The 22,766-nt window shown below is 70.7% G+C and carries 22 protein-coding genes; 6 read left to right on the top strand and 16 right to left on the bottom strand.

Annotation, left to right across the window (positions count from 1 at the left end; translation table 11 throughout):
• Positions 1-2,324 (bottom strand): Tex family protein (locus AB4Y80_RS12405; protein WP_442214501.1); only part of this gene is annotated, 2,324 nt, incomplete at its 3' end.
• A gap of 108 nt (positions 2,325-2,432) precedes the next feature.
• Between AB4Y80_RS12405 and AB4Y80_RS12400 the strand changes: the two genes are divergently transcribed.
• Entirely contained in the window at positions 2,433-3,071 is a 639-nt protein-coding gene (locus AB4Y80_RS12400; protein ID WP_442214499.1) for a VOC family protein, read from the top strand.
• Between the two features lie 93 nt (positions 3,072-3,164).
• Here AB4Y80_RS12400 and AB4Y80_RS12395 read toward each other — a convergent pair whose 3' ends face one another.
• The gene (locus AB4Y80_RS12395) at positions 3,165-3,986 is read right to left on the bottom strand and encodes a CPBP family intramembrane glutamic endopeptidase (protein ID WP_442214498.1); all 822 of its coding nucleotides are present in this window, start codon (positions 3,984-3,986) and stop codon (positions 3,165-3,167) included.
• Positions 3,987-4,046: 60 nt separating this feature from the next.
• Here AB4Y80_RS12395 and AB4Y80_RS12390 point away from each other — a divergent pair, with 60 nt between their 5' ends.
• The gene (locus tag AB4Y80_RS12390; RefSeq protein ID WP_442214497.1) at positions 4,047-4,730 is read left to right on the top strand and encodes a histidine phosphatase family protein; all 684 of its coding nucleotides are present in this window, start codon (positions 4,047-4,049) and stop codon (positions 4,728-4,730) included.
• 82 nt (positions 4,731-4,812) lie between these two features.
• On the opposite strand, the gene AB4Y80_RS12385 is transcribed toward AB4Y80_RS12390, so the two are convergent.
• From AB4Y80_RS12385 to AB4Y80_RS12360, 6 genes are all read right to left on the bottom strand, one after another.
• A complete protein-coding gene (locus tag AB4Y80_RS12385; protein WP_442214496.1) occupies positions 4,813-5,604 on the bottom strand; it encodes a DeoR/GlpR family DNA-binding transcription regulator in 792 nt (263 codons plus the stop codon).
• Positions 5,605-5,641: 37 nt separating this feature from the next.
• Positions 5,642-6,481 carry a class II fructose-bisphosphate aldolase gene (locus AB4Y80_RS12380; RefSeq protein ID WP_442214495.1) on the bottom strand — a complete coding sequence of 280 codons (840 nt, stop codon included), beginning with the start codon at positions 6,479-6,481 and terminating at the stop codon, positions 5,642-5,644.
• Positions 6,468-7,454 (bottom strand): 1-phosphofructokinase family hexose kinase, encoded by a 987-nt coding sequence (locus AB4Y80_RS12375; RefSeq protein ID WP_442214494.1) that lies wholly within the window; start codon positions 7,452-7,454, stop codon positions 6,468-6,470. The genes AB4Y80_RS12380 and AB4Y80_RS12375 overlap by 14 nt, the downstream gene beginning before the upstream one ends.
• Positions 7,451-8,464, bottom strand: coding sequence for an ROK family protein (locus AB4Y80_RS12370; protein WP_442214493.1), 1,014 nt, complete (start codon positions 8,462-8,464; stop codon positions 7,451-7,453). Before AB4Y80_RS12370 ends, AB4Y80_RS12375 begins: the two co-directional genes overlap by 4 nt.
• 5 nt (positions 8,465-8,469) lie before the next feature.
• Positions 8,470-9,390, bottom strand: a complete 921-nt coding sequence (locus AB4Y80_RS12365) for an SIS domain-containing protein (protein WP_442214492.1) — start codon at positions 9,388-9,390, stop codon at positions 8,470-8,472.
• Positions 9,391-9,675: 285 nt separating this feature from the next.
• Complete coding sequence (locus AB4Y80_RS12360; RefSeq protein WP_442214491.1) at positions 9,676-10,899, bottom strand: amidohydrolase family protein; 1,224 nt, start codon at positions 10,897-10,899, stop codon at positions 9,676-9,678.
• A gap of 104 nt (positions 10,900-11,003) precedes the next feature.
• Between AB4Y80_RS12360 and AB4Y80_RS12355 the strand changes: the two genes are divergently transcribed.
• Both AB4Y80_RS12355 and AB4Y80_RS12350 read left to right on the top strand, forming a co-directional pair.
• On the top strand, positions 11,004-11,561 hold the full coding sequence (locus tag AB4Y80_RS12355; RefSeq protein ID WP_442214490.1) for a cysteine hydrolase family protein: 558 nt from the start codon (positions 11,004-11,006) through the stop codon (positions 11,559-11,561).
• Positions 11,562-11,636: 75 nt separating this feature from the next.
• Positions 11,637-12,281, top strand: coding sequence for a LysE family translocator (locus AB4Y80_RS12350; protein WP_442214489.1), 645 nt, complete (start codon positions 11,637-11,639; stop codon positions 12,279-12,281).
• Positions 12,282-12,322: 41 nt separating this feature from the next.
• Here the strand turns inward: AB4Y80_RS12350 and AB4Y80_RS12345 are convergent, their stop codons facing one another.
• Both AB4Y80_RS12345 and tdh read right to left on the bottom strand, forming a co-directional pair.
• Positions 12,323-13,540 (bottom strand): glycine C-acetyltransferase, encoded by a 1,218-nt coding sequence (locus AB4Y80_RS12345; protein ID WP_442214487.1) that lies wholly within the window; start codon positions 13,538-13,540, stop codon positions 12,323-12,325.
• A gap of 31 nt (positions 13,541-13,571) precedes the next feature.
• Positions 13,572-14,621 (bottom strand): L-threonine 3-dehydrogenase, encoded by a 1,050-nt coding sequence (tdh, locus tag AB4Y80_RS12340; RefSeq protein WP_442214486.1) that lies wholly within the window; start codon positions 14,619-14,621, stop codon positions 13,572-13,574.
• A gap of 126 nt (positions 14,622-14,747) precedes the next feature.
• Here tdh and AB4Y80_RS12335 point away from each other — a divergent pair, with 126 nt between their 5' ends.
• Together AB4Y80_RS12335 and AB4Y80_RS12330 are read left to right on the top strand one after the other, a co-directional pair.
• The gene (locus AB4Y80_RS12335; RefSeq protein ID WP_442214485.1) at positions 14,748-15,692 is read left to right on the top strand and encodes a LysR family transcriptional regulator; all 945 of its coding nucleotides are present in this window, start codon (positions 14,748-14,750) and stop codon (positions 15,690-15,692) included.
• A gap of 90 nt (positions 15,693-15,782) precedes the next feature.
• Positions 15,783-16,772, top strand: a complete 990-nt coding sequence (locus AB4Y80_RS12330; protein WP_442214484.1) for a formylglycine-generating enzyme family protein — start codon at positions 15,783-15,785, stop codon at positions 16,770-16,772.
• 43 nt (positions 16,773-16,815) lie between these two features.
• Here AB4Y80_RS12330 and AB4Y80_RS12325 read toward each other — a convergent pair whose 3' ends face one another.
• The 6 genes from AB4Y80_RS12325 to AB4Y80_RS12300 all read right to left on the bottom strand — a co-directional run bounded on the left by AB4Y80_RS12325 (position 16,816) and on the right by AB4Y80_RS12300 (position 22,686).
• On the bottom strand, positions 16,816-17,745 hold the full coding sequence (locus AB4Y80_RS12325) for a phosphotransferase (protein WP_442214483.1): 930 nt from the start codon (positions 17,743-17,745) through the stop codon (positions 16,816-16,818).
• Positions 17,742-18,551: a hypothetical protein gene (locus AB4Y80_RS12320; RefSeq protein WP_442214482.1), complete on the bottom strand. Its 810-nt coding sequence runs from the start codon at positions 18,549-18,551 to the stop codon at positions 17,742-17,744. The genes AB4Y80_RS12325 and AB4Y80_RS12320 overlap by 4 nt, the downstream gene beginning before the upstream one ends.
• Positions 18,552-18,746: 195 nt before the next feature.
• Positions 18,747-20,255 carry an Asp-tRNA(Asn)/Glu-tRNA(Gln) amidotransferase subunit GatB gene (gene gatB / locus AB4Y80_RS12315; protein WP_442214481.1) on the bottom strand — a complete coding sequence of 503 codons (1,509 nt, stop codon included), beginning with the start codon at positions 20,253-20,255 and terminating at the stop codon, positions 18,747-18,749.
• On the bottom strand, positions 20,255-21,799 hold the full coding sequence (gene gatA / locus AB4Y80_RS12310; protein WP_442214480.1) for an Asp-tRNA(Asn)/Glu-tRNA(Gln) amidotransferase subunit GatA: 1,545 nt from the start codon (positions 21,797-21,799) through the stop codon (positions 20,255-20,257). The genes gatB and gatA overlap by 1 nt, the downstream gene beginning before the upstream one ends.
• A gap of 3 nt (positions 21,800-21,802) precedes the next feature.
• Entirely contained in the window at positions 21,803-22,099 is a 297-nt protein-coding gene (gene gatC / locus AB4Y80_RS12305; protein ID WP_442214478.1) for an Asp-tRNA(Asn)/Glu-tRNA(Gln) amidotransferase subunit GatC, read from the bottom strand.
• Positions 22,100-22,188: 89 nt separating this feature from the next.
• The gene (locus tag AB4Y80_RS12300; RefSeq protein ID WP_442214476.1) at positions 22,189-22,686 is read right to left on the bottom strand and encodes a GNAT family N-acetyltransferase; all 498 of its coding nucleotides are present in this window, start codon (positions 22,684-22,686) and stop codon (positions 22,189-22,191) included.
• Positions 22,687-22,766 lie beyond the last annotated feature (80 nt).

Below are 22,766 nucleotides of genomic sequence, written 5' to 3'. Positions count from 1 at the left end.
CCGCCGTTCCCGCCCGGGGCGGCCGCCGGCCGCGGCGCGGTGCGTGCGGGCGCCCCCGCCGCCCCGGGCCCGGCCTCATCGTCCAGGCGCAGGGTGAGGGAGATCCGCTTGCGTTCGGGCGCCACCTCCAGGACCTTCACCCGCACCACCTGGCCGGACCGGACCACCTGGCGCGGGTCCGCGACAAACGAGGCACTCATGGCGGAGACGTGGACCAGCCCGTCCTGGTGCACGCCAATGTCCACGAAGGCGCCAAAGGCGGCCACATTGGAGACCGTACCCTCCAGGATCATGCCGGGGCGCAGGTCCGTGATCTTCTCAATGCCTTCGGTGAAGGCGGCCGTTTCGAAACGGGGGCGGGGATCGCGGCCGGGCTTTTGAAGTTCGGCCACGATGTCCTTGATGGTCGGCAGCCCGAAGGTGTCATCGACGAAGTCATGCGGGTTGACGCCCGCGACGGCGCGCACGCCGCCGGCGATGGTGGCCGCCCCGGCACCGACGGCGGCGAGGATCCGCCGCGCCACCGCGTACGCCTCGGGGTGCACGCTGGAGCCGTCCAGGGGCTCCGTCCCCCCGGTGATGCGCAGGAAGCCGGCGCACTGTTCAAACGCCTTGGGACCCAGGCGTGCCACCTTGAGCAGCTCGTGCCGCCGCCCGAACGGGCCGTGCTCGTTGCGATGGGCCACGATGTTCTCGCTCAGCAGCGGGCCCACGCCCGCGACCCGAGCGAGCAGCGCCGGGGAGGCGGTGTTCAGGTCCACGCCCACGGCGTTCACGCAGTCCTCCACGACGGCGCCCAAGGAGCGTTCCAGCTTGGCCGGGGTGAGGTCGTGCTGGTACTGGCCCACCCCGATGGATTTGGGGTCGATCTTCACCAGTTCGGCCAGCGGGTCCTGCAGGCGGCGGGCGATGGAGACCGCCCCGCGCAAGGAGACGTCCATCCCGGGCAGCTCGGCGCCGGCCAGGGCGGAGGCGGAGTAGATGGACGCGCCGGCCTCGGACACCACCACCTTGGCGACCGTCCGGTCCGGGTGGGTGCGCTTGAGTTCGGCCAGCAGTTCCGCGGCCAGCTTGTCCGTTTCGCGGCTGGCGGTGCCGTTGCCGATCGCCACCAGCTCCACCCGGTGCGTGGTGCACAGCTCCACCAGGGTGGCCAGGGCTTCCCGCCAGCGCCGGGCCGGGGCGTGCGGATAGATCGTGTCCGTGGCGGTGACCTTGCCGGTGCCGTCCACCACGGCCACCTTGACGCCGGTGCGCAGGCCCGGGTCCAGGCCCAGCGTGGCCCGGTTGCCCGCCGGGGCGGCGAGCAGCACGTCGCGCAGGTTGGCGGCAAAAACGCGCACCGATTCCTCCTCGGCGGCGTGGAAGAGGCGTACGCGCAGGTCCACGGCCAGCCGGGTCAGGATGCGGGTGCGCCAGGCCAGTCGCGCACCGGTCATCAGCCAGGTGTCCGCGGGGCGGCCGGATTCGGCGATGCCCAGCGACCGCGCCACGGCGTTTTCGAAGGCCGCCCGGGCCCGGGCGTGGGCGTCGGCGTCGCGGGTGTCCGCCTCGGACACCTCCAGCGCCAGCACCCCTTCCTTCTCCCCGCGCAGCAGGGCCAGCACGCGGTGGCTGGGCAGCGTGTGGAGCGGTTGGGCAAAGTCGAAGTAGTCCTGGAACTTTTCCCCTGGCTCGGCCCGGCCGGCCTTGACCTGCGAGCGCAGCCGCCCGGTCTTCCAGAGGCGTTCGCGCAGCTCGCCCACCAGGGCGGCATCCTGGCCGGCCCGCTCGATGAGGATGGCGCGGGCCCCGGCCAGCGCGTCGTCCGCGGAGCCGATGCCCCGGCCGGCGTTCAGGAAGGCGTCGGCCGCGACGGCCGGCGCCTGGGCCGGGTTCGCCAGCAGCGCGTCCAGGAGTGGTTCCAGCCCGGCCTCCCGGGCGGCGTCGGCCTTCGTCTTCCGGGTGGACTTGTACGGCAGGTACAAATCCTCCAGCTCCGATTTGGTTCCGGCCGTCTCAACGGCGGCGCGCAGGGCGGCGGTCAGCTTCCCCGCGCCGTGGATGGATTCAAGCACGGTGCCCCGGCGCGCCTCGAGTTCGCGCAGGTAGCGCAGCCGCTCGTCAAGCTCGCGCAGCTGGGCGTCGTCAAGGGTGCCGGTCACCTCCTTGCGGTACCGGGCGATGAACGGGACGCTGGCGCCGTCGTCCATCAGCCGGACGGCGGCGGTCACCTGTGCCGGGCGCACGCCCAACTCGGCGGCGATGGCGCGGGCGATGCGCGCCTCCACCGTGGCGGCGTCGGGCAGGGCAAGGGGCGTGGGGGCGGGAGAGGAAGCAGTCACCCCCCAATTCTGCCGCACCCGGCGGCCGCGGCGGCGGCGATCAGACATCCCACCTGAGTTAGGCCATGCTAAGTCGAGAGCCGGATCACAAAGTGCCAAGATGAAGGCATGCGCATGGATCATGTTTCTTACGCCTGTGAATCAGATGGTTTGGCTGCCACCACGGAGCGAATCGCTTCCGCCCTCGGGGTCGATGCAGTGCGCGGTGGAGTTCATCCGCGCTTCGGCACCCGCAATATGATCATTCCCCTCCTGGACCACCATTATTTGGAGGTCGTGGAGGTCCTTGACCACCCCGCGTCGGACAAGGCCCCGTTCGGTCAGGCCGTGCGGGCCCGCTCCCAGGCCGGCGGCGGCTGGATGGGCTGGTGCGTCGCCGTGGACGATCTGTCCCCCTTCGAGGAACGCCTGGGCCGCAGCGCCGTCCCCGGCAACCGCAAGTTCCCCGACGGCCAGGAACTCGTGTGGCAGCAGATCGGCATCCGGGGCCTGATCGCCGACCCCCAGGTGCCGTACATGCTCAAGTGGGAGGGCGACCCCGCCCTTCATCCCTCGCTGGCCCGTCCCTCCACCGTCCGGCTGGCGTCCCTGACCATCGCCGGCAGCGCCGAACGCGTCACCGAGTGGCTGGGCGAACCGGTGGAAGCGCCGCTTGAAGACGTCGCGGTCGAATGGATCGCACCCCGGGGCACGCCGGGGATCATGAGCGTGACCTTTGAAACGGCCCACGGCATCGTCACCATCTAGGTAACGCACACGCCGCGGCACCCACCCTTGCGGGTCGGGTGCCGCGGCCATTTGGGCGCCCTGTTGTGTGGGGGCCCAGGGTCGCCCGCCGCGTCAGCCGAACCCGAGCGCCGGACCGAGCGTGAATGCGGCGATGTCGACCAGCGCGTGCGCCACCACCAGCGGGGCCACCCGGCCGCACTTCTTATAGACCCAGCAAAACAGCAGGCCCAGCAGGAAATTGCCGATGAATGGGCCAAATCCCTGGTACAGGTGGTAGCTGCCCCGGAGCAGGGAGCTGGCAAGGATGGCCGCGATGGGGGCCAGGCCGATCCGTTCCAGCCGGTCCAGCAGGTACCCCACCATGATGACTTCCTCCACCACACCGTGGCGGATGGCCGACAGGACCAGCACCGGAATGGTCCACCAGTACTGGTGGAGCGCGTTCGGGATGATTTCCGTGGTGATGCCCAGCGCCCGGCCCGCCGCGTACAGCCCCAGCGAGGGCACCCCGATGACCACCAGCAGGCCCAGGGCGCCGAGCCCGTCGCGGACGGGGTGGCGCCAGTCCAAGCCGATCCGCCGGAAGACCGACGTCCCCGGTGCGGCCAACAGGAAGAACACCAAGAACACGGGCATCAGGGCGAAGAAGATGTCCAGCACCTGGTAGGTCAAATCAAAGTACTCGCGATTGCTGCGCACCGCGTTCAGCGTGGATGTGCCCTGTGCCAAGGGGGCCCGGGACATCTTATCGAGCAGCTGCACGAGGGAATACACCGCCGACTGCCCCAGGGAGAGCCCCAGCACCAGCAGCACCTCCAGGATCAGCCGGCGCCGGGATACGGTGCCCTGCCCGTGGCGGGCGACGCCGGGCGTCCCCCCTGGGGCGGACGGGCCGCCGTCGGGCTGGGCATTGGGGGGCGCGGCATCACTCATGTACGTAATCATGCCCGCAGTTGCCCCGATTGTGCCGAAAGCGGGCCTAAGCTCGTCGGTATGAGCGCCCCTCGCCAGATCCTGATGATCCGACACGGACAGTCGGCGGCCAACCTGGACCAGAGCATCTACGACCGCATCCCCGACTATCGGATCCCGTTGACGAAGGACGGCAGGGACCAGGCGCGGGCCGCCGGCGAGAAGATCCGCCGCCAGCTGGACGGCCAAAAGGTGTGCGTCTACGTCTCGCCGTACCTGCGGGCCTACCAAACGCTGGAGGCCCTGGACCTCGGAGACCTGGTCGAGCAGACCATGGAGGAGCCCCGGCTGCGCGAACAGGACTGGGCCAATTTCCAAAATCCGGCGGAAATCGCCGACCAAAAGGAGCTCCGCAACGCGTACGGGCATTTCTTCTACCGCTTCCGCGAGGGCGAATCCGGCTCCGACGTGTACGACCGCGTCTCGTCATTCATGGAAACCCTGTACCGGCACTGGGCCAGGGACGACTACGCACCCAACACGCTCCTGGTGACGCACGGGCTGACCATGCGGCTGTTTTGCATGCGCTGGTTCCACTGGTCCGTGGAGTACTTCGAGTCGCTGAACAACCCGGGCAACGCCGAGGTCCGCACGCTGGTGGCGCGGGGCGGCGGGTATGCCCTGGACACGGCCTTCGAGCAGTGGGCGCCCGCCGACCCGGGCACGACGGTCCTGGACGCCTCCTCGTCGACTGACCCGCAATAGATGTCGAAAAAAGGGCAATTCGAGCGCATTTTCGACATCTATTGCGGGTCAGCTGCGCATGGGGCGGTGCCGGCGGGTGGGCTCAGGCGGCCGGGGCGACGATGACTTCCGTGCCGGAGCCGCGGAATGCCTCCAGCTGGGCGGCGGTGATGCCGGCGTCGGTGATCACCTTGTGGAAACGGTAGTCCTCCATGGTGGCGAACGCGCGCAGGCCGATCTTGGAGGAGTCGGCCAGGATGTAGGCCTCGGAGGCGCGGCGGGCCATGCGGGAGTTCACGGAGGCCTCGCCTTCGTCGTTGATGGTGGGGCCGATGCCGGGCTCGATCCCGTTGACGCCGATGAACGCGAAGTCGAGGGCGACCTTTTGCAAGATGGAGTCCGCATACGGGCCCACCAGTTCATAGGAGCGCGGATTGACGATGCCGCCGGTGACCATGATCTTGAAGTTCGGCCGGATGGCCAGTTGCGCGGCAATGTTGATGGCGTTGGTGACCACGGTCAGGGTGGGCCGGTTGGAGTGCTCCATCAGGTCCTCCCGGGTCGAGAGGACCTGGGCCAGGGCCGTGCTGGTGGTGCCCCCGCACAGCCCGATCACGGCACCCTTGGGGATGAGGTTGCTGGCGGCGAGGGCGATCTGCTGCTTCTGGACGGCGTGGTCGTCCCGGTTGTAGCGGCCCGGGAGGTCGTAGGAGACGGAGCCGGACGTAGCGCCGCCGCGCGTGCGGGTCAGCAGCCGTTCATTTGCCAACGAGTCCAGGTCGCGCCGGGCCGTCGCCGGGGACACGCCCAGGGTGGAGACGATCTCATCCACCTCCACTTGGCCGTCGGCGGCCAGGATGTCCAGGATCGCCGTGAGCCGTTCCGTGCGGTTCATGAAACCTCTCCCCTGCAGACGTCGGCGCCGCTTGTCCTCAAGCGGCGCCCGCAAACAAACTTAGCAGTCGTCGCGCCTCGGGCATGAGGGCCGCCCGGCCCGCGCCCAGGTAGGTGCGCGAATCCACCACGGCGGGGTTGGCGGCCAGGTACTCGCGCACGGCCCGGGTGAAGAAGCCGTTCAGGTGCGTGGAGACGTTGATCTTGGTCATGCCGGCGGCGATGGCGGCCACGAGGGCCTCATCCGAGACGCCGGAGGAGCCGTGCAGCACGAGCGGGACGTCCAGGGCGGCCTTGAGCTCGGCAATGCGGCCCAGGTTCAGCGCGGCGCTGCGTTCGGTCATGGCGTGGGAGGACCCAACGGCCACGGCCAGCGCGTCGACGCCGGTGGCGGCCACGAAGGCGGCGGCCTCGGCCGGGTCGGTCAGCACGCCCGGGGCATGCGCCCCGTCCTTGCCGCCCACGGTGCCGAGCTCGGCCTCAACGTAGACGCCGCGCGCGTGGGCGTAGGCCGCCACGCGCGCCGTCGCGGCCACGTTGTGCGCATACTCGAGGCGGGCGCCGTCGTACATGACGGAGCCAAGGCCCAGGTCCACGGCCTGGTACGCCAGGGCCTCGTCCTCGGCGTGGTCCAGGTGCACGGCAACGGGCACGGAGGCGGCGCGGGCGGCGGCCAGCGTGGCCAGCGCCACGGGCTCCAGGCCGCCGTGATACGCCGCGCAGTTCTGCGAGATCTGCAAGATCACGGGCAGTCCGGCCGCCTCCGCGCCGCCGATGAGGCCCTCGAGGGTCTCCAGGTGGATGACGTTGAAGGCGCCCTGCCCGGTGCCGGCGCGTGCGGCCAGGCCCATGAGCTCGCCGGTGCTAACCAATGCCATGACAAATTCCTTCGTGGTTGGTGATGATGAGTTGATCGGCCAGTTCGGCGTGCCGCGGCGAGATTTCCCCKGCGCCGGGCATGAGGACCGCCGCGGCGCTCCAGGCCGCGGCGCGGCGCAGGATCTCGCGCAGGTCACCGATGCCGTGGGCCAGTGCGACGGCGGCCGCGCTCACCGCCGCGTCGCCCGCGCCGGTCGGGTTGCCGCGCAGCGGGGCCGGCAGCCGGGCCCGCAGGTAGCCGGGGGTGTCGGCGTCGAAGGCGAGCATGCCCTCCTCGCCGACGCTGACCAGCACGCGCCGGGCGCCCAGGCCCAGGAGCTGGCGGGCGGCCGCCACCAGGTCGGTCGCCCCGAGGGCCTCCCGGAGCTCGTGGTGGTTGGGCTTGAGCAGGTCGGCGCCGGCCCGGGCGGCGGCCAGGATGCCGGGGCCGGACGTATCGATGACGGCCGGGACGCCGGCATGGTGCGCCAGCGCCACCAGGGCCGGGTAAAAGTCGGCGGGCGCGTTGGCCGGCAGCGAGCCGGAGCCCACCAGCACCCCGGGCCTGCTGGTGCCGGCCGCCGTCTGGACCCCGGCCAGGTGGTCGACGACGGCGGCCGCCAGTGCCTGCCAGGTCGCGGCGTCGAGCGCGGGGCCGGCCTCGTTGAAGATGCTTGTTTCGCCGCTGACGGTGTCGACCAGGGTGATGGTCCGCCGCGTGTCCGAGGGTACCGGCACCAGGTGGTGCGGGATGCCCGAGGCGAGCAGCTCGGCCCGGAACTGCTCGCCGGAGCCGCCGCCCGCCGTCGCCACGGCCAGCGTGGGGTAGCCCAGCTGGTGCGCCACGCGGGAGACGTTCAGGCCCTTGCCGCCGGCCCGGGCCAGCGGTGCAGGGACGCGGTGGGACTGCCCCAGCCGAACGCCGTCGACCAGGTAGGTCAGGTCCACGGCGGGGTTGGCGGTCACGGTCAGGACCCCCTGGGCCCCGCTCATCCGCCGGCCGCCGCGGCGGTTGCGGCCCCTGCCGCCCCGGCCGCCGCGGCCACCAGCGCGCGCGCCTTCAGGGCCGAGCCGATCAGCCCGGCGTTCTCCCCCAGCGCGGCGTGCACGAATTCGGGGCGGCGCTGAAAGGTGAGCAGCCGGTCCACGCGCGCGGCCAGCGGCTCGAACAGGTCGGGCCCCGCCATGGACAGGCCGCCGCCCAGGACGACCGTGTCGGTGCCCAGCACGGCGACGCATTGCGCCACGCTGAACGCGAGGGCATCCACGGCCTCCGCCCAGATTCGCTGCGCCGCCGGGTCCCCGGCCCGGGCCAGCTCCAGGACCTCCCGCGCACCGGGGACGGCCTGCCCGGACGCCGCCGCGTAGCGCCGCGCCACGGCGCCGGCGGAGGCCACGGACTCCAGGATCTGCAACGAGCCGTCCGGAGCGGGAACCAGCGCGTGGCCGATTTCCCCGGCATAGCCGGCCCCGGAGACGCGCCGGCCGTCACACATGACGGCCCCCGCGATGCCCGTGCCGATCACCAGCACGACCACGTCCCTGCGCCCCACGGCGGCCCCGATCTGGAATTCGGCCAGGCCGGCCAGGGCGACGTCGTGCCCAAACGCCACCGGCAGGCCCAGCGCGCCGGTCAGCGTTGCCGTGAAGGCGTAGTTCCGCCAGCCCAGGTTCGCCGAATACACGCCCACCCCGGCGTCCTCGTCCACGATCCCCGGCACGGTCACCCCAATGGCGGAAAAGTCCAGTTGCGGGTGCCGGCGGCGGTAGTCACGGGCCAGCTCGACGATGCGGGCGCACACGGAATCGCCGGAGCGTTCGCCGTCCAGCGGCGTGGGGTGGCGCTGCAGGTCCTGGATCCGGACGCCTCCAGCTTCGGCACCGTCTTCGACCCCGGCGCCGGGGTCCCGCGGCCCGCCCACGACGATCCCCACCTTCAAATCGGTGCCGCCCACGTCAAACGCGAGGACGGCGCCGGAGGGCGAGCCTCCCACGATGGCCACCGGTCCTAGCCCTGGGCGGGATCGGCCAGGATGACGGAGCGGGTCAGGTTGCGCGGCAGGTCCGGGTTCATGCCGCGGGCGCGGGCGCGTTCCAGGGTGACGCGGTGCACGCGCGCCAGCTGGGCCAGCGGATGCATGTCCAGGTTCAGGTACCGGGCGCCGGTCCTGGCCACGTCCGCATCCAGGCCCGCGGGCTGCTCGCCAAACATCCAGGTGACCCGGTTCGGGGCGGCGATGGAGATGGGCCCGTGGCGGTATTCCTTGGCCGGGTAGGACTCCGTCCAGCCCTGCACGGCCTCGCGCATCTTCAGCCCCGCCTCGTGTGCGAGCCCGACCGTCCAGCCGGTGCCCAGGAACGTGAACTGCTCGGCGTCGATGAGCGCCGGCTCCACCGGGTCCGCCACGGCCGCCCCGGCATCCGCGACGGCGGCGGAGAGATCCATGCCCACGCTGGTCAGCAGGTAGGCCAGGGCCGTGGTGGCGAAGCGGGTCTGCACCACGGACTTCTCGTCCGCGTAGGGCAGTGCGACGACGGCGTCGGCCAAGGTCATGATCGGCGAGGACGTGTCGCCCACCAGGGCAACAGTCCGCACGGCGCCCTTGAGGGCCGTGAGCACCTCCAGCACCTCGGTGGTGGTGCCGGAGCGGGTGATGGCGATGACGGCGTCGTAGCCGCGCCCGGCCCCCAAGAAGGCCTCCGAGGCCGCGAACGCGTCGGTGACGCCCTTGCCGGCGGATTCGCGGGCGGCGGCGTAGCTTTGCGCCATGAACCAGGACGTGCCGCAGCCGATGACGGCCACGCGCTGCCCGTCGGCCGGCAGCAGGTGCTCGGACCGGGCCTGGGCGATGGCCCGCGCCCACACCTCGGGCTGGCTGGTCAGTTCGGCGTCCATGTGGGCGCCCAGGGCGCCGGCGGCTTCACTCATGCTGTGCCTTCTTCTTTCGTGCCGGCCCTGCTCGGACGCGGGACCGGCGGCGTATCCATAGTATGTCCGCCACTCTACCAGCCCTATGATCAAAGTTGATCATAACTATGTTCAAATAATCATCTTCGCTCCTCGGGATGGGCCGAACCGTCGGCCCGCGGCCCTCAAGGGGCCCTCAATCGGGAACTGACCCGCAATAACTGTCGATTTGGGCCCCGATTTCGCTTATTTTCGACATGTATTGCGGGTCAGTCTTTCCGGGCGCTTGCCTTGGCCGCGGGAGTCCTACGCCGCCCGGGTCCCGGCACGCCAGACGGCGGCGGTGAGGGGAATGCCGGGGCGGTAGGCCAGGTGCGTGGCGGAGGGCGCCTTGAGCAGGTGCAGGTCCGCCCGATGCCCGACGGCGATGGACCCGACGGCGCGGTGCCCGTCCTCGTCCCGCCCGGTTTCCCGGTGCAGGGCCAGGGCTCCCCCGTAGGTGGCGGCGCGGACGGCCTCGTGCACGCTGAGCCCCATCTGCAGCACGGCGGTGGTCACGCAGTACGCCATCGAGGAGGTGTAGGAGGTGCCCGGGTTGCAATTGGAGGCGATCGCCACCTGCACGCCCGCGTCCAGGAGCCGCCGGGCCGGCGCCAGGGGCTGCCGGGTGGAGAGGTCGCAGGCCGGGAGCACGGTCGCGACGGTGCCGCGCACGCCGCCGCGTGAGGGCTGATCGGCACCCGCATCCCAGCCCGTCCACGACTGCGCCAGGAGGTCGACGTCGTCGTCCGCCAGGAAGTTGACGTGGTCCACGCTGGCCGCCCCCATTTCCACGGCGAGCGCCACGCCGGCGCCCGGGCCCAGCTGGTTGCCGTGCACGCGCAGGCCCAGCCCGGCCTCGCGGCAGGCGGTGAGCACGCGGCGGGACTGCTCGGCCGTGAACGCGCCGGTCTCGCAAAACACGTCGGCCCAGCGCGCGTACGGCCGCACGGCGGAGAGCATCTCGCCGCAGACCAGCTCCGTGTATTCCTCGGGATCAACGCCGGCCGGCACGAGGTGGGCGCCCAGGTAGGTGACCTCGTCGGCGATGGTGGCGGCGATCCTGGCGCTGCGGGCCTCATTGGCCACGTCCAGGCCGTAGCCGGTCTTGGTCTCCAGATACGTGGTGCCCTGCGCAACGGCCTCCGCCACGCGCCCGAGCGCCATGCGCGTCAGGTCAAAATCGCTGGTGGCGCGGGTGGCGTTGACGGAAACGGCGATCCCGCCGGCCGTGTAGCTTTCCCCGGCCATGCGCGCCTCGAATTCGACCGTCCGGTCGCCGGCAAAGACGAGGTGCGTGTGGGAATCCACCCAGCCGGGCAGCAGGGCCCGCCCCTCCGCGTCGGTGACGGTGTCCGCGGCCGGCGCGTGCACGGCGTCGCCGATCCACGCGATCCGCTCCCCCTCCAGGACCACGGCCGCATTGCGCCGGGTCCCCTGCTCGCGGTCCTGTGTCATCAACTCGCCGATGTTCGTGATCAGTTCACTCATGCCCCCAGCGTACGACGCCGGCGGGCCGGGCTGGCCGCCCGGGCGGCGGTAGCGTCCGGGATGGCAGACGCTGGCCCGGGCCCGGCCGGTGGAATACTGGGGACATGAGTGAAGTGAGTGAACGCCCCGGCACCGCGTTGCTGGTCATCGACCTCCAAAACGATGTTGTGGCAGAGTGTTTCGACCGCGACGGCGTGCTCGCGCGGACCGCGACGCTGATTGCCCGGGCCCGCCGGGCGCAGGTCCCGGTGATCTTTATCCAGCACGAAGATTCCACCCTGCCGCGCGGGTCATCCGGCTGGGAGCTGGTCGGCGCCCTCGCTGCCCGACCCGGTGACGTGCTGATCCCCAAGACCTACCGGGACGCCTTTGCCGGGACCCGCCTGGCGGCCGAACTGGCACGGCTGAACGTGGGCCGGCTGGTGCTCTCCGGCGCCCAGTCCGACTACTGCGTGCGCAGCACCGCCCATCGCGCCGCCATCGAGGGCTACGATTTTGTGCTGGTCAGCGACTGCCACACCACGCAAGACACCGTCTTTGGGGGCGTTGCGGTGACCGGGGAACAAATCGTGGCCCACACCAACTTGTACTTCAGTAATTTGACGTATCCGCAGCAACATTCCTCGATCGCCACCCATCGGGACGTGGCACTCGCGCCCTGATGCGGGCCGGCGCGCGGTGTCGGCCGGATCACACCCCATTGCCCGGCCCGGCACGCCGGGTAGATAATTCAAGCCATGACCGTCCTCTCCCTGCTGGCCTTTGCCGGCCTGTGCCTGCTGCTCTCCGTCACTCCCGGACCGGACACCTTCTTGGTGCTGCGCATCGCCTTGAACCGGGCCGGTGCCGGCGTGGCCGCCGCGGCGGGCTCGGCGGCTGCCGCCATCCTGTGGGCGGGGCTGGTGGGCGTGGGGCTGGCCGCCGTCCTGGAACAGTCGGCCGAGGTGTTCCGCTGGCTGAAGATTGCCGGCGGCATCTACCTCGTGTATCTCGGGGTGTCCTCGTTCCTGAAGACCCGCAAGGCCGCCAAGGCGGGCGTTGCCGCGGACCCTGACGGCAGCGCCACGCTGCCCTACAGCCGGTGGGCGGGTTTTGGCGCCGGCGCCCTGTCGACCCTGCTCAACCCCAAGGTGGGCTTGTTCTACCTGGCCGTCGTGCCGCAGTTCATCCCGCACGGCGGCAACACCCTGGGCACGGCGATGATCCTGGGGTCGATCGAGGCGGTCATCGCGTTCGTGTACTTGACGGTGGTGGCGGTCGTGGCGTTCAAGGCGATGAAGTGGCTGCGCCGGCCCAAGGTCAGCAGCACCCTGGAGCGGGCCAGCAGCGGCATCATCACCGCCCTGGGCGTGGGCGTGCTCGCCTCCGGCGCGGCCAGCTGACCAAGACCGGCTGAGCAAGACTAGACCGGCCGCGGCGCGGATCAGGCGCCGGGCGTTGCCCCGCGGGCGGCGACAAACGCCCGCACGCACGTTTCGACGTCGTCCGGGCTGTGCGCGGCGGAGAGCTGGACCCGGATGCGGGCGGCGCCGCGCGGCACCACGGGGAAACTGAACGCGGTGACATACACGCCGTGCGCCAGCATTTCATCGGCGATGCGCGCGGCCTCCACGGCGTCGCCGAACATGACCGGGACGATGGCGTGCTCGCCCGGGAGCAGATCGAAGCCCTCCTCCGTCATCCGCCGGCGGAACAGGGCGGCGTTCTCAAAAAGCGTGGTGCGCAGCTCGCCGGAGCCGGCCACCAGCTCCAGCGCCTTCAGCGTGGCCGCCACTATGGCGGGGGCGAGGGAGTTGGAGAACAGGTAGGGGCGGGCCTTTTGGCGCAGCATGGCCACGATCTCGCCGCGGCCGGAGACGTAGCCGCCGGACGCCCCGCCCAGCGCCTTGCCGAAGGTGCCGGTGTAGATGTCAACCCGGTGGCCGACGCCGGCGTGCTCGGGGGTGCCGGCCCCGGTGGCGCCCATGAAGCCGACCGCGTGGGAGTCGTCCACCATCACCAGGGCCCCGTATTTTTCGGCCAGCTCGCAGATGGCCTCCAGCGGGGCCAGGAACCCGTCCATGGAGAACACGCCGTCGGTGACGACGATCGTGCGGCGGGCGCCGGCGCCGTCGTTCAGGGCGGCCGCGGCCCGCAGCTGGGCTTCCAGGTCGGCCATGTCCTGGTTGGCGTAGCGGAACCGGGCGGCCTTGGACAGCCGGATCCCGTCGATGATGGAGGCGTGGTTCAGGGCGTCGGAGATGATGGCGTCCTCCGGGCCGAACAGCGACTCAAACACGCCGCCGTTGGCGTCAAAGCAGGAGGAGAAGAGGATGGTGTCCTCCGTGCCCAGGAACTCCGACACCTTTGCCTCCAGGGCCAGATGCAAATCCTGGGTCCCGCAGATGAAGCGGACGCTGGCCATGCCGAAGCCGCGGTCGTCCATGGCCGCCTTGGCTGCCGCGATGATCTGCGGGTGGTCGGCCAGCCCCAGGTAGTTGTTGGCGCAAAAGTTCAGCACGGGCGCGGTGGCCCCGTCCAGGGGCCCGGCCTGCACATGGCTGGACTGGGCCGAGGCGATGATCCGCTCGGTCTTGAACAGGCCGGCGGCACGGATTTCGGCCAGTTCGGTGGTGAGCTGGTCTTTCAGGGCGGTATACACAAAGGCTCCTTAGGGTGTGGCGAGGCAAGACTTAGGAGAAGACGGTCCAGTCCAGGACGACCTTGCCGCCGCGGCCGGAGCGGGCGATCTCAAAGGCCTGTTCCCAGTCGGTGGCGGGCAGCTTGTCCGTGACGACGCCGGCGACGGCGGCACGCAGCACCGGGTTGGAGGACAGCATGGCGCTCATGGCGTACCAGGTCTCAAACATTTCGCGGCCGTAGATGCCCTTGAGTGTGAGCATGTGGGTGACCACCTTGCCCCAATTGATGTCGATGGGCGCGCTGGGCAGCCCGAGCATGGCGATGCGCCCGCCGTGGTTCATGTTGTCGATCATCTCCGGCAGCGCCGTCGGGTGGCCGGACATTTCCAGTCCGACGTCGAATCCCTCGCGCATGCCCAGCTCCCGTTGGGCCTCGCGCAGCCGGGTGGTGGCCACGTTCACGGCCAGGTCGGCGCCCATGCCGGCGGCCATGGCCAGGCGGGGCTCGGAGACGTCGGTGATGGCGATCTTGCGGGCGCCGGCGTGGCGGGCCACGGCCACCGCCATCAGGCCGATGGGACCCGCGCCGGTGATCAGCACGTCCTCCCCGACCAGGGCGTAGCTCAAGGCGGTGTGGACGGCGTTGCCCAGCGGGTCGAAGATGGCGCCCAGCTCCGGGGTGACGGAGGGGTCGTGGTGCACCCACACATTGGACTGCGGGATCACCACGTATTCGGCAAACGCGCCGTCGCGCTGCACGCCGACCGAGACGGTGTTGATGCACATGTGGCGGCGCCCGGCCCGGCAATTGCGGCACATCCCGCACACCACGTGGCCTTCGCCGGAGACCTTGTCCCCCACCATGACGTCGTGGACGTCGGCGCCGACCTCCACCACTTCGCCGTAGAATTCGTGGCCGGGGATCAAGGGGGCGTTGATGGATTCGGCCGCCCACGCATCCCAGGCCTGGATGTGCAGGTCGGTGCCGCACAGCCCGGTGGTGGCCACCTTGATCTTCACGTCGCGGAGACCGGTCACCGGCTCGGGGCGCTCGACCAACTCAAAACCCGCGTGGGGGCCGGACTTGTACAGTGCTTTCATGGAACGGCTTTCCGTCAGGGGTTGACCAAGGGGTGTCACTGTCCATTACAGCCCCCGATACCGTTTAGCACAATCGAAAAATACTCCATCATCGATTAAGTCCGCGCTAATTGATAGGGTGGCGGCGTGGAACTTCATCAACTACAAATGTTGCGCGAGCTGGGCGAACTGGGCAGCGTCAAGGCCGTGGCGGAGACCATGTCCGTCACGCCGTCGGCCGTTTCCCAGCAGATCGCCCTGCTCCAGCGCCAGGTGGACGCGCCGCTGACGCGCAAGGACGGCCGGAACCTCGTGCTGACCGGGGCCGGGAAGGTCCTTGCCGACGCCGGCGCGGACGTCATCAACGCCATGGCCACGGCCAAGGCGGCCATCGGCGCCTACCAGCACGAGCGCGGCGGCACCGTCACCGTCTGCGGCTTCCACAGCGCCGGCCAGGCCCTGTTCGCGCCCCTGGTCCGGCACCTGGCGGCCATGCGGGATGGAACCGGGACTGCCGGCGCCGCTTTTGCCGGGGTGCCCCGGGTCCGGCTTTCCGACGAGGACGTCGCCCAGCACGATTTCCCGGCCCTGACGGCCCGGTACGACCTGGTGCTGGCCCACCGCATGGACCACAGCCCGCCCTGGCCGGAGTCCCGCGTGCGGGTCATCCCGCTGGCCCACGAGCCCCTGGACGTGGCCCTGTCGGTGGACCACCCGCTCGCGGCCAAAAAGTCGCTCGCCCCGGCGGATGTGGTGCGCTACCCGTGGGTGACCAGCCGCAGCGGCTACTCCCCCGCCGACGTCCTCGCCGCCGTCGGCGCCGTGGCCAGCGTCCCCGTCAATGTGGTGCACCGCATCAACGACTACTCCGCGGCCGCCGCCCTGGTTTCCACCGGCGACGTCATCGGCCTGCTCCCGCGCTTCACCTCCAGCCCGGCGCGCAGCCCCGGCGTGACGCTGCGCCCGCTCACCGGGATCAGCACGCGACGGCGCATCGACGTGCTGGCCCGGCCGGAAAACCTCAAGCGCGCCTCCGTCATGCTCGTCGCCGAAGCCCTGCAACAGGTCATGGCGGAGCTCACGGGAGAGTGAGCGGACCCCGTGACCCCACGAATTCCGCCAAACGCCGTCCGGTGGCCACACTGGGTGCAGGAATCCCCGCCTGACCCGTAGGAGAAAATAGTGTCAAGCTGCTGCAGCCCGAAGGGCCGCCCCGCCTCCGTTCACCTCGGCGCCGATGCCGGTCAGCACCCTCCGGCGGTCCCGTCGGCAACTGCCGGGCCGGGAGCCGGGCACGAGGACGTCGCCCTGCCTGCCGGCACCTTCGCGATGGGCGACCCCTTTGGCGAGGGCTACCCGGCCGATGGCGAAACGCCCGTCCACCAGGTGCACGTTGCGGAGTTCCGGATTGATGCCGCGGCGGTGACCAATACCCAATTCGCGGCCTTCGTCGACGCCACCGGGTACCGCACGGAGTCGGAGGTATATGGCACCTCGGCCGTGTTCCACCTGGYCGTCCAGGCGGCGCCGGCGGACGTGCTGGGCACGGCCGCCGGCGCCCCGTGGTGGCTGAACGTGCGCGGGGCGGACTGGGCCCACCCGGCCGGGCCGGCGTCCCGCTGGCAGGACGTGCCCGACCACCCCGTCACCCAGGTCTCGCACACCGACGCCCTCGCCTACTGCGCCTGGGCCGGCCGCGCCCTGCCCACCGAGGCGCAATGGGAGTATGCGGCCCGCGGCGGCCTGGCCCAGGCCCGGTACCCGTGGGGCGACGAGCTGCACGGCGTGACGGACGACGGCGGCATTTTGCACCGCTGCAACATTTGGCAGGGCTCCTTCCCGTCGGTCAATCGGGGCGAGGACGGCTACCTGACCACCGCACCCGTGCGCAGCTTTGAACCCAACGGCTACGGCCTGTACCAGTCCAGCGGCAATGTCTGGGAGTGGTGCGCGGACTGGTTTTTGCCCAAGTACTACAAGAGCTGCGCGGCGCAGGGAATCGTGGTGGACCCCGCCGGGCCCACGATCGGCCGCGGCCGGGTCATGCGCGGCGGCTCCTATCTGTGCCACGACTCGTACTGCAACCGGTACCGGCTCGCCGCGCGCAGCTCCAACTCCCCCGAATCCGCCAGCGGCAACTGCGGGTTCCGGACGGTCGCCGTCGGGGAGTGAGCCCGCCGGCAGCCGTCAAGGCGGCACCCCCCCGCAACAGTGCCTAGAGGCGGGTCTTGAGCCAGCGGAGCAACGCGTCGGCTTGTTTCCGCTGGAATCCGCGCAGGGCGGGGATGCCGGGGGGCGCGGGCCGGCGGGACATGTCCAGGTAGTAGCCGGCCCAGCCCGCCAGCACGCCGGTCACCGCGTCGGGTCCGGCGTCGGCAAAGATCGGATGCCGGGCCAGCACGTGCCCGGCGTGCACCTCCACGGGGTCGGTGTTGACGTCAATGAGCACGCTGAGCGCGTCGAGCCACGCCGCACCCCGGGCGGCGTAGGGCCAGTCGACCAGGACGGCCCGGCCGCCGTCGGTCAGCAGGATGTTGTCGGAGCGCAAATCCCCGTGGACAAGGGACTCCCCGGCCAGGCTGGCGGTGCCGTGCCGGGCCATCTCCACCAGCACGTCCATATTCTCCGCGGCCCACGGGTCCAGCCCCTCGAGGGGGCGGGACCGCAGTTTTTCCCACCCCCGGTAGGCCCCGTGCAGGGAGTCCTCGCTGCGCGGCAGGACCAGTCCCGGCGGCAGCGGCGCCGCGGCCACGTCCGCCAGCGCGTCCAGGACCACCATGGTGTCGCGCAGCGTCCAGGGAGCGTCCGGGTGCCGGCCGGCGACGTCGGTGAGGACCAGCGCAACCCAGGTGCCGTCGTCGTATACGCCAAGAAGCCCCGGGACGGGCAGGAAGTGCGGCAGGGTCGCGGTGACGGCCGCCTCGCGGCGGTGCAGGGTCGCGGCCACGGCGTTGGTTTGTGCGCTGGCCGCCTTCACGAACGCGCCGCGCCCGGAGGCCAGCCGCACCCGGTCCGCCGAGCCCGGCGAGAACCCGCCGGGCTGCGAGGCCGCCGACACCACGGGCTCGCCGAGGATTTGCTCCACGCCGGCCCGCACCGGCGCCGGCAGCTCCGGCCAACTGATGCGCCCGCCGCCGCCGCTCACGGCCGCGGGGCCAGTGCCAGGACGGTGGCGTCGTCGGCCACCTCGCCGATCGCGGCCTGCCGCACCCGCAGCGCGTGCATCAAATCCAGGGCGCCAAGGGTGGTGGCGGTACGTTCGAGGAACTCCTCCGGGCCGCTGACCAGGCCCAGGTCGACGGCGCGCCAGGCCCCGTCGCTCGCCATCACCATGAGCGCGGGCCGGCCCAGCTGCACGACGTGGGCGTGGTCCGCCGCCTCGGGTTCGCGCCGGGCCACCCAGAGGTTCCCGGCTGTATTCCGCACTTCCCGTTCCCGCTCGAGCAGCAGGAGACGCCCCTGCGGCGATATCGGCCGCCGGGACTCGCCGGACCGGGCCACGGCAGCCTCCACCCGGGCGTCGGCGAGTTCGGCGCGCACCACGTGGGTGACGCCGTCGTCCGCCCGCACCACCACGGTGCAGTCGGCCAGGCTGGCCACCTCAACGCCGTCGCGGTTGAGTTGGGCGACGGAGATGGCGGCGCTGGGGAACCGGACCCGCTCGGCCCCGACCAGCGGCGTGGCGGCGGCGTCAACGGCCGCCAGCGCGGAGGCCAACCGGGCGCGGACGCCGGAGCGGGCCGGGTCCGCGTAGGGCCCGGCCAGGGTCGTGCTCAGCAACTGGGCCAGCCATTGGGGATCGGACGCCGCCGGCAGCCCGAGCTGTTCGAGCAGCGGCGTGGCCCCGTCGATCACCCACGCATTGGGACCGTTGAAGCCACACGCGTCCTCGATGACATGGGCGTCGCCCTCGAATTGCACGCGGGCGCGAATGTCCCAAGCAAGCGTCATGATCCCATCCTGCCACAGCCGCGGAGCCCTGAAATTGCGGGAACGGCGGACCGGTATTTCCCGTAGGCTGCGTAAAGGAGACCGTAAGGCCGCCCGCGGCCGTCGGTCGGATAGCAGCCGAGGGAATGCCGGCCCCCGCCGGGCCGCCGCCGGGCCCGACCAGCGGGCCCGGGCAGGGCGGACCAGCGGGGCGAGCTACCCTTCGACGCCGAGCGTCTTGAGGATCAGTTCGCGGACGCGGCCGGCGTCGGCCTGGCCGCGGGTGACCTTCATGACGCCGCCGACGATGGCGCCGACGGCCTGGATTTTGCCGGCGCGGATCTTCTGCGCAACGTCCGGCTGGGCGGCCAGGGCGGTGTCGATCGCGGTCTGCAGGGCGCCGTCGTCGGAGACCACGGCCAGGCCGCGCTGGGCCACCACCTCGGCGGGCGTGCCCTCGCCGGCGAGGACGCCGTCGAGCACCTTGCGGGCCAGTTTGTCGTTGATGGCGCCGGAGCTGATGAGCTTGTCGAGCTCCACGACGACCGCGGCGCTGACGCCCAGGGCGGCGGGGTCGACGTCGGCCAGCTTGGCGCGGCGGGCGATCTCGCCCATCCACCACTTGCGGGCGACGGCGGCCGAGGCCCCGGCGGCGACGGTTTCCTCGATCTCATCCATCAGGCCGGCATTGACGACGTCCCGGAATTCCAGGTCGGTGTAGCCCCAGTCGGCCTGCAGGCGCTTGCGGCGCTCGGCCGGCGGCTCGGGCAGGCGGGAGCGCAGTTCCTCCACCCACTCGGCCGTCGTCACGATCGGCACCAGGTCCGGTTCCGGGAAGTAGCGGTAGTCGTCGGCGTCGGACTTGGGCCGCCCGGAGGTGGTGGACTTGGTGTCCTCGTGCCAGTGGCGGGTTTCCTGGGTGATCAGCACGCCCGAATCCAGGACGGCGGCGTGGCGCTGGATCTCAAACTTCACCGCATTTTCGACGGCGCGCAGGGAGTTGACGTTCTTGGTCTCCGTGCGGGTGCCGAACTTTTCCTGCCCGTACGGGCGCAGCGAGACGTTGGCGTCGCAGCGGACGTTCCCGCGCTCCATCCGGGCGTCGGAAACGCCCAGGTTTTTCACGATTTCCCGGATGGCCGCAACGTACGCCTTGGCCAGTTCGGGGGCGCGGGAGCCGGCGCCCTCAATGGGCTTGGTGACAATTTCCACGAGGGGCACGCCGGAGCGGTTGTAGTCGACCAGGGAGAAGTCGGCGCCCTGGATGCGGCCGGTGGCCCCGCCCATGTGCGTCAGCTTCCCGGCGTCCTCTTCCATGTGCGCGCGCTCGATCTCCACGCGGAACACGGTGCCGTCCGCCAGCTCGATGTCGATCCAGCCGTCGTAGCAGATGGGGTCTTCATATTGGGAGGTCTGGAAGTTCTTGGGGGTGTCCGGGTAGAAGTACTGCTTGCGCGCAAAGGTGCAGTGCGGGGCGATCTTGCAGTTCAGCGCCAGGCCGATCAGGATCGAGGACTCCACGGCCTTCTTGTTCACCACGGGCAGCACCCCGGGCAGGCCCAGGCAGACCTCGTTGACGTTGGTGTTGGGCTCATCGCCAAAGACGTTGGGCGCGGAGGAGAACATCTTGGTCTTGGTGTTCAGCTCCACGTGGACCTCGAAACCCAACACGGGATCGTACTTCTCCATGGCTTCGTCGAAGCTCACGATGGTCTCAACGCTCATTAGTTGGCCTCCTTGGCTGCAAGGGCTGTCTCGGCGAGTGCGGGGGCCTGGTCCAGGATCGGCCCGCCCCACTGCGCCTCCAGCAGGGATTCGAGCACGGCGCCCACCCGGTACAGGCGGGCATCCTCGCGGGCCGGGGCCAGCAGCTGGATGCCGACGGGCAGGCCGTCCTCATCCGCCAGGCCGCCGGGCAGGGTCAGGCCGGGGACCCCGGCCATGTTGGCCGGGATGGTGGCGACGTCGTTGAGGTACATGGCCAGGGGGTCGTTGAGCTTCTCGCCCAGCTTGAACGCCGTGGTGGGCGTCGTCGGGGAGATCAGCACGTCCACCTGGGCGAACGCGGCGGCAAAGTCGCGCTGGATCAGGGTGCGCACCTTCTGGGCGGAGCCGTAGTAGGCGTCGTAGTAGCCGGCGCTCAGCGCGTAGGTGCCCAGGATGATGCGGCGCTTGACCTCATCGCCGAAGCCGGCGGCGCGGGTGGCGCCCATGACGCGCTCGATCGTGAGCGGGCCCTCGGTGGGCAGGGTGCGCAAGCCGAAGCGGACGCCGTCGAACTTGGCGAGGTTGGAGGAGGCCTCGCTCGGCATGATCAGGTAGTAGGCGCCGAGCGCGTAGCCGAAGTTGGGGCAGGAGACCTCGACGATTTCGGCCCCGGCCCCGCGCAGCAGCTCCAGGGATTCGTTGAAGCGGTTTTCGACGCCGGCCTGGTAGCCCTCGCCGTGCAGTTCCTTGATGATGCCGACCTTCATGCCCTGCACGTTGCCCAGGCGGGCGGCGGCGGCGAGGCCGGTGGAGGGGTCGGTCAGGGAGGTGGAGTCCTGGGGGTCGTGCCCGCCAATGACCTCCTGCAGCAGGGCGGCGTCCAGGACGGTGCGGGAGACCGGGCCGATCTGGTCCAGCGAGGACGCCATGGCGATGGCACCGTAGCGCGACACCGCGCCGTAGGTGGGCTTGACGCCGACCGTGCCGGTGACGGCGCCGGGCTGGCGGATGGAGCCGCCGGTGTCCGTGCCCAGGGCCAGCGGGGCCTCAAAGGCGGCGACGGCGGCCGCGGAGCCGCCGCCGGATCCGCCGGGAATCCGGTCCAGGTCCCAGGGGTTGCGGGTGGGGCCGTACGCCGAGTGCTCGGTGGAGGAGCCCATGGCGAATTCGTCAAGGTTCGTCTTGCCGAGGATGGGCATGCGGGCGGCGCGAAGCTTCTTGACCACCGTGGCGTCGTAGGGGCTCATCCAGCCTTCGAGGATCTTGGAGCCGGCCGTGGTGGGCTGGCCCATGGTCACGATCAGGTCCTTGACGGCGATCGGCACGCCGGCCAGCCCGTGCAGGCTCTCGCCGGCCGCACGCCGGGCGTCCACGTCGGCGGCAACGGCCAGGGCCTCCTCGGTGTTGATGTGCAAGAAGGCGTTGACCCCGCGCTCCCCGCCGTCCACGGCGGCAATGCGGTCCAGGTGGGCCTGCACCAGCTCCACGGAGGTGATTTCGCCGGACGCCAGCTTCGCGGCCATCGCGGACGCGCTGGAACGGATCAGTTCATTGGCGGTCATGGATTAGCTCTCCTCCAAAATTGCGGGCACCTTGAAGCGGCCGTCGAGGGCATCGGGGGCGCCGGAGAGCGCCTGTTCGGCGGTCAGCACGTGGCCCACCACATCCTCGCGCATGACGTTGGTCAGCGGAATCGGGTGCGAGGTGGCGGGAACGTCATCCCCGGCAGCCTCGCTGACGATTTTCACCGAATCCACGATCACGGCCAGTTCGGTGGCCATGCGGTCCAGTTCGTCGTCACTCATCTCGATGTGAGCCAGTTGCGCCAGATGCGCCACGTCGTCACGGTTGATCGCAGCCATGGATCTCCCCTGCAGAAAGAAAAATTGTGTCGCCTTCTAGCTTAGTCGCCCGGGGATGGGATGTTTTCCCGCCCCGTGCGGCGCCCTCGCTAGACCTCCAGGCGGTACACGCGCAGCATCTTGCCGTTCTCGGGGATCGGCCAGTCCCGCTCGGGCACCCGGGTGAACCCGAGCCGGCGGTACAGGGCATGGGCACCGTGCCAATCGTCGCCGGTGGTCAGGCTGACGGCGCGGATGCCCTCCATCCCGCGCGCCCGGTCCAGGATCGCCTCGACCATGGCCCGGCCGGCGCCGCTGCGCTGCACGGTCGGGTCCACCACCAGCAGCCGGAATTCCAGCTCGTCGGGTAGGGCGATGTCCGCCCATTCGTCACCGTGCACGGCCAGGGTCGCGGAGCCGATCACCACCCCGTCCCGCTCGGCCACCAGGATCGGGGCCAGCGCCGCACGCTCCCCCACCCGCATGATCTTTTGCATGTAGGGGTACTCGGCGCTGTCAAAGTACCCGGCCCCCAGGTAGGCGTCCGCGGTGATGCGGGCCACGGCGTCGTAGTCGGAAGGGGTGATGGGGCGGACGGTCAGGTTCATGCGCGTAGGGGTTCCTGTTGCTTGGGTAAGTGATGTTCGACGCCGGGACGCGCCTTTTGTATTCTGCCCAGCCAGTGCCC

The sequence above is a fragment of the Specibacter sp. RAF43 genome (assembly GCF_052114065.1).
Taxonomy (GTDB): domain Bacteria; phylum Actinomycetota; class Actinomycetes; order Actinomycetales; family Micrococcaceae; genus Specibacter.
The sequence above is the reverse complement of the archived record's forward strand: the minus strand, read 5'-3'. Positions and strand labels throughout refer to the sequence as shown.

Bases quoted from the DNA above. Each gene is read 5' to 3' on its own strand.
- AB4Y80_RS12365 (WP_442214492.1), bottom strand. From the start codon at position 9,390: ATGAGTGAAGCCGCCGGCGCCCTGGGCGCCCACATGGACGCCGAACTG.
- AB4Y80_RS12395 (WP_442214498.1), bottom strand. From the start codon at position 3,986: ATGAGTGATGCCGCGCCCCCCAATGCCCAGCCCGACGGCGGCCCGTCC.
- AB4Y80_RS12300 (WP_442214476.1), bottom strand. From the start codon at position 22,686: ATGAACCTGACCGTCCGCCCCATCACCCCTTCCGACTACGACGCCGTG.
- AB4Y80_RS12320 (WP_442214482.1), bottom strand. From the start codon at position 18,551: ATGACGCTTGCTTGGGACATTCGCGCCCGCGTGCAATTCGAGGGCGAC.
- AB4Y80_RS12400 (WP_442214499.1), top strand. From the start codon at position 2,433: ATGCGCATGGATCATGTTTCTTACGCCTGTGAATCAGATGGTTTGGCT.
- AB4Y80_RS12350 (WP_442214489.1), top strand. From the start codon at position 11,637: ATGACCGTCCTCTCCCTGCTGGCCTTTGCCGGCCTGTGCCTGCTGCTC.
- tdh (WP_442214486.1), bottom strand. From the start codon at position 14,621: ATGAAAGCACTGTACAAGTCCGGCCCCCACGCGGGTTTTGAGTTGGTC.
- AB4Y80_RS12360 (WP_442214491.1), bottom strand. From the start codon at position 10,899: ATGAGTGAACTGATCACGAACATCGGCGAGTTGATGACACAGGACCGC.
- gatB (WP_442214481.1), bottom strand. From the start codon at position 20,255: ATGAGCGTTGAGACCATCGTGAGCTTCGACGAAGCCATGGAGAAGTAC.
- AB4Y80_RS12380 (WP_442214495.1), bottom strand. From the start codon at position 6,481: ATGGCATTGGTTAGCACCGGCGAGCTCATGGGCCTGGCCGCACGCGCC.
- gatC (WP_442214478.1), bottom strand. From the start codon at position 22,099: ATGGCTGCGATCAACCGTGACGACGTGGCGCATCTGGCGCAACTGGCT.
- AB4Y80_RS12355 (WP_442214490.1), top strand. From the start codon at position 11,004: ATGAGTGAAGTGAGTGAACGCCCCGGCACCGCGTTGCTGGTCATCGAC.
- AB4Y80_RS12390 (WP_442214497.1), top strand. From the start codon at position 4,047: ATGAGCGCCCCTCGCCAGATCCTGATGATCCGACACGGACAGTCGGCG.
- AB4Y80_RS12385 (WP_442214496.1), bottom strand. From the start codon at position 5,604: ATGAACCGCACGGAACGGCTCACGGCGATCCTGGACATCCTGGCCGCC.
- gatA (WP_442214480.1), bottom strand. From the start codon at position 21,799: ATGACCGCCAATGAACTGATCCGTTCCAGCGCGTCCGCGATGGCCGCG.